Below are 4955 nucleotides of genomic sequence, written 5' to 3'. Positions count from 1 at the left end.
ATCCAGCCGAGAACTCCGAGATTGTCGCTGGATTCCGGGTTCGCGGCTTCGCCGCGCCCCGGAATGGCGGCGAGCGGATCACCCGCAAACAGTATCAGCCGTCGCGCGCCTCGGTGGCCACGGCGGAGGGGCGTCGCGAGAAGTCGGCGAGCCAGGCGGCGATCTTCGGATGGCTGGGACGCCACTGCAGGTCGGGGAAGCGGAAATCCGTATAGGAGAGCGCGCAGCCGATGGCGATGTGGCCGATGCCGAACGGCGTCGCGGCGAGCGCATCGGCCTCCTTCTCCAGCGCGGCGAGGCTCGCGTCGAACTTCACCTCGAAGGCGGACAGGTAGTCCGGATCGGGGTGCTTACGCTCGCGCTCGTTGCGCCACAGGATCAGCAGGTCGAGCAGCCCGTCACCGAGCGCGCAGCGCCGCATCGCGGTGAAGTACGCCGTCGTCTCCTCCGGGAACAGCTTCGGCCCGCCATGCAGGCCGTCCAGGTACTCGCAGATGACGACCGAGTCGTAGAGCGGCGCGCCGTCGTCGAGGATCAGGGTCGGAAGCTTGTTGAGCGGATTGTCGGGGAGCAGATCCGCGTTCGGCTTGGTCATGGCGACCACGGTCCGCCGCAGCTCCAGCCTGTCCACGAGGCCGGTTTCATGGGCGAACAGCATCACCTTGCGTACGAACGGAGACCGGGGAGACCAGTGAAGTTTCATGAGGACTCTCGCTTGGCCGTGATGATCTGGATGGCTCGGAGCCGAATGCCGGCGAGCACGCCGCCGACCCGTCGGGGTCACGGCGACCGGACGCTACATCGCACGCCGTCGCGGCCCCATCCGTATCGACCACGTGTTGACACTTATTTTCCGTTGAGCTAGTCGTATGACCTAATAAAGTCAACCATATGACCTTTTAGCGCACATCCGTCGCTTTGGTCCCGAGCAGAGACGCCCCCGCACCCGATTGCGACCCCCGACCCGAGCCGTACCCCCGACAGAGAACCTGCATCGTCTTGCATCAGGAGGTAGGTATGGCTGTCACAGCCGCCGGTCCCGTTCCCCATGTCGTCAGCGACGCCGACGTCGCCTATCGGAAGATCTTCCTTCGTCTCCTTCCCTTCCTGATGTTCTGCTATCTGCTGGCCTTCGTCGACCGGTCGAACATCGGCTTCGCCAAGCTGCACTTCATGAAGGACCTCGGCTTCTCCGAGGCCGTGTACGGTTTCGCCGCGGGCGTCTTCTATCTCGGCTACATCCTGTGCGAGGTGCCCAGCAACCTGATCCTCGAGCGGATCGGCGTGCGCAAGACCCTGATGCGGATCATGGTGGTGTGGGGCCTGTGCGCCGCCGCGACCGCGACGATCAGCGCCGACTGGCATCTCTACGTCCTGCGCTTCCTGCTCGGCGCCGGCGAGGCGGGCTTCTTTCCGGGCATGCTGTTCTACCTCACCCTGTGGACCCCGGCCAAACGGCGGGCGCGCCTGACCGCGGTGTTCATGGCGTCGATCGGCGTGTCGGGCATCATCGGCGGCCCCCTCTCCGGCTGGATCATGACCTCGATGTCCGGCGTCCACGGCCTGGCCGGCTGGCAGTGGCTGTTCATCATCGAAGGGCTGCCGACGGTCGCCTGCGGCATCGTCGCCTTCTTCTATCTCCAGGACTCGCCGCGCGACGCGACCTGGCTGAGCGATCGCGAGAAGGCCCTGGTGCTGGCCGACCTCGAGGCGGAGAGCGCGGCCCAGAAGGAGCGGTCGCACCACTCCTTCGCGGCGGCGCTGCGGGCGCCGAAGTTCTACGTGCTGGTCGGCCTCGCGCTCGGCCTGCTCGCCGGCACCGGCGGCATCTTCTTCTGGCTGCCGACCATCATCCGCAACGCCGGCGTCAAGGACGTGCTCACCGTCGGCCTCCTCTCGGCGATCCCGTTCATCGTCGGTGTCGCGGTGCAGCAGATCGTCGCCTGGCACTCCGACAAGACGCTGGAGCGGCGCTGGCACGCCGCCGGTCCCGCCCTGGTCGCCGGCCTCGGCTGGGTGGTGCTGCCCGCCGTGTCGAACAGCCCGGCGCTGTCGCTCGCCGCCCTGACGCTGACGACTGCCGGAACGCTCGGCGCCATGGGCCCGTTCTGGACGCTGCCGTCGTCGTTCCTCACCGGCCCGGCCCGGGCCGGCGGCATCGCCCTGATCACCACGCTCGGCGGCGTCGGCAGCTTCTTCAGCCCGTGGCTGGTCGGCTGGATCACCAGCCACACGGGCACGCTGACGGCGGGCCAATACTACTATGGTGCGCTGATGGTGGTCGGTGCCATCGTGCTGCTCCTCGGCATCGAGGACACGCGCCAGCCGGCCGGCATCGGCCGCGGCATCGGAACGAGCCGGCCGTAGATCGCCGGACCGCGGCCGGAACCGCCGGCCGTTCGACGTGACTTTCGAGACACCGGCCCCGGGCCTCCGCCCTGGGCCCCGCGCCCGAAGAGGACAGTGCCCGTGCCAGTCACCTACGAGCAGGTCAAGGCGGTCGCCGCGCAGCTTTACGGCAGCGCCCTGAAGAAGGTGCCCGAGGACACCAAGGCGGCGCTGGTCAGCGCCCATGCGGCGGAGACCAGCGCGGTCGCCCGGAGCGTGCTGTCGATGATGATCGCCAGCGCCCGCCGGGCCGAGGAGGCCGATCGCCATCTCTGCTCCGACGCCGGCATTCCGACCTATTTCGTGAAGATCGGCACCGCCGTCACGTTGCAGGGCAACATCCGGCAGGCGATCTCGGACGGCTTCGACCATCTGGTCGCCACCGTCCAGCCGCCCATCCTCAAGCACGTGACCAACCCGCTGACGCTGGAGCGCGGCCACAAGGGCCGGAGCATGCCGCTGGTGAGCTTCGATCTGGTCGACGGCGCAGACTATCTGGAGATCACCTGCTCGCCGAAGGGTCTCGGCGCCGGGCGTTGGGCGGCGCTCGAGATCTTCAGCTTCCCGACCCTCGACGTGATCGAGCGCTACGTGATGGACTGCGTGCTGAAGGCGGGATCGCAGCACTGCCCGCCCGTGGTGATCGGCGTCGGCATCGGCGGCACGTTCGATTACTGCGCCAAGCTCGCCAAGCAGGCCTCGCTGCGGCCGTTCGGGCAGACCAATCCCGAGCCGATCCTGGCCGACATGGAGGCGCGGCTCCTGGAGGCGGTCAACAAGACCGGCTTCGGCCCGATGGGGACGGGCGGCGACACCACGGCCCTCGCCGTCCACGTCGACTACGCCGCGTCGCACGGTTTCATCCCGGTCGCCGTGTGCTTCAACTGCTGGATCAACCGCCGCGCCGGCGCCCGCCTCTACGAGGACGGCCGCATCGAGACGTTCGAATAGGGGCACGCCATGTCGGACATCAAGTCTCTCGTGCTGCCGTTGACGGAAGCGAGCGTCCGGACCCTGCGGGCCGGCGACCTGGTGACGCTGAACGGCGACATCACCATCACGGCGGGCCTGCCGACCCACCGCCGCATCGTCGAATACATGGAGGCCGGCCGGCCGCTCCCGATCGACATCACCGAGGACACGCTGTTCCATCTCGGCAGCTACAGCGAGGAGACGGACGGCCGGTTCGACGTCCTCTACATGAACCCGACCACCAGCACGCGCTTCAACAGCCTGATGCCGGGGCTCATCCGCCACTACCGGCTGCGGATGGTCGGCGGCAAGGGCGGCCTCGACATGGCGTCGACGGCGGCGATGAAGGAGGTCGGCTGCGTCTACCTGTCATTCCTCGGCGGCGGCTGCGCCCTGCTGAGCGACGCCATCGTGTCCGTCGTCGCCGTCGCCTGGGACGACCTCATCTCGCATTACCGGCTGGTCAGGCTGCGGGTCGCCGATCTGGGGCCGCTGGTCGTCGGCATCGACAGCCACGGCAACAGCATCTTCGAGCAGTGCTCGCGCACCGCGGAGGAGCGGCTGCCGGAGATCGTGAAGGCCCTCGACGAGGGCCGGGCACGACGGACCGTGTAGGCTCGCGCGAGCGGTGGGCGGCGCCGCCCGCCGGCCCGAACGACGATCCGGACCGACAACAAGGTCTCGCACCCGTCCAAGCGAGGCCGACAAGGAGAGGAACGACAGATGATACGCCTGATCCTGCCCGCCGCCACGCTGGTCGCTGCCCTGGCCCTGTTCGTCCCGGCCGCGGCGGCGGCCGACCGCCACCGCGAGATCGTCCGGTACGCCGACGTCGAGATCGACGTGATCATCGAAGGAAACGGGCCGGCCGTGGTGCTCCTGCCCTCGCTCGCCCGCGACTCCGAGGATTACGACGCCGTGGCCGAGGGGCTCGCGGCGAAAGGCTTCCGCGTGCTGCGCCCGCAGCCGCGCGGCATCGGCCGCAGCAAGGGGCCGATGACCGGTATCACGCTGCACGATCTGGCCCGCGACATCGCCACCGTGATCCAGACGCACGGCGGCGGCCGCGCCGTCGTGGTCGGCCACGCCTACGGCAACTGGGTGGCGCGGATGACGGCGGTGGATCATCCCGGCCTGGTGCGCGGCGTGGTCATCGCCGCGGCGGCCGCCAAGCAATACGCGCCGGAGCTCTCGGTCGCGGTCACCAAGGCGGGGAATCCGTCGCTGCCGGAGGAGGAGCGGCTCGCCGCGCTGCGGTTCGGCTTCTTCGCGCCCGGCAACGATCCGCGCGTCTGGCTCGACGGCTGGCATCCGCAGGTGCGCGACGCCCAGCGCGCCGCGGTCGCCGCCGTCAAGCAGAGCGACTGGTGGTCCGGCGGCACGGCGCCGCTGCTCGACCTCCAGGCCGCGCAGGACCCGTTCAAGCCGGCCGACAAGCGCAACGAGATGAAGGACGAGTTCGGGGACCGCGTCACCATCGCGGTGATCCCGAACGCCAGCCACGCGCTCGTCCCCGAGCAGCCGCAGGCGGTGGTCGATGCCCTCGTGACCTGGATCAAGTCTCTGCCGTGACGATCGGCCGGCGCGGCGCGGCC

5 protein-coding genes are annotated in these 4955 nt (G+C 69.0%); 4 read left to right on the top strand and 1 reads right to left on the bottom strand.

Features of this window, described 5'->3' with window-relative positions; translation table 11 throughout:
* Window positions 1-94: 94 nt before the first annotated feature.
* Window positions 95-703 carry a glutathione S-transferase family protein gene (locus CH341_RS27995; protein WP_111422319.1) on the bottom strand — a complete coding sequence of 203 codons (609 nt, stop codon included), beginning with the start codon at window positions 701-703 and terminating at the stop codon, window positions 95-97.
* Between the two features lie 314 nt (window positions 704-1017).
* Between CH341_RS27995 and CH341_RS27990 the strand changes: the two genes are divergently transcribed.
* The 4 genes from CH341_RS27990 to CH341_RS27975 all read left to right on the top strand — a co-directional run bounded on the left by CH341_RS27990 (window position 1018) and on the right by CH341_RS27975 (window position 4932).
* A complete protein-coding gene (locus CH341_RS27990) occupies window positions 1018-2367 on the top strand; it encodes an MFS transporter (protein WP_111422317.1) in 1350 nt (449 codons plus the stop codon).
* A 102-nt stretch (window positions 2368-2469) separates the two neighbouring features.
* The gene (locus tag CH341_RS27985) at window positions 2470-3339 is read left to right on the top strand and encodes a fumarate hydratase (protein ID WP_111422315.1); all 870 of its coding nucleotides are present in this window, start codon (window positions 2470-2472) and stop codon (window positions 3337-3339) included.
* A gap of 9 nt (window positions 3340-3348) precedes the next feature.
* Window positions 3349-3975 (top strand): fumarate hydratase C-terminal domain-containing protein, encoded by a 627-nt coding sequence (locus CH341_RS27980; protein WP_111422313.1) that lies wholly within the window; start codon window positions 3349-3351, stop codon window positions 3973-3975.
* A gap of 108 nt (window positions 3976-4083) precedes the next feature.
* Window positions 4084-4932 (top strand): alpha/beta fold hydrolase, encoded by an 849-nt coding sequence (locus CH341_RS27975; protein ID WP_111422311.1) that lies wholly within the window; start codon window positions 4084-4086, stop codon window positions 4930-4932.
* Window positions 4933-4955: the final 23 nt, after the last annotated feature.

This window comes from Rhodoplanes roseus (genome assembly GCF_003258865.1).
In the GTDB taxonomy this organism is placed as follows: Bacteria; Pseudomonadota; Alphaproteobacteria; order Rhizobiales; family Xanthobacteraceae; genus Rhodoplanes; species Rhodoplanes roseus.
This window is presented reverse-complemented; position numbering and strand designations above follow the sequence as displayed.

Coding starts and splice junctions, on each gene's coding strand:
- CH341_RS27975 (WP_111422311.1), top strand. CDS start 4,084: ATGATACGCCTGATCCTGCCCGCCGCCACGCTGGTCGCTGCCCTGGCC.
- CH341_RS27980 (WP_111422313.1), top strand. CDS start 3,349: ATGTCGGACATCAAGTCTCTCGTGCTGCCGTTGACGGAAGCGAGCGTC.
- CH341_RS27990 (WP_111422317.1), top strand. CDS start 1,018: ATGGCTGTCACAGCCGCCGGTCCCGTTCCCCATGTCGTCAGCGACGCC.
- CH341_RS27995 (WP_111422319.1), bottom strand. CDS start 703: ATGAAACTTCACTGGTCTCCCCGGTCTCCGTTCGTACGCAAGGTGATG.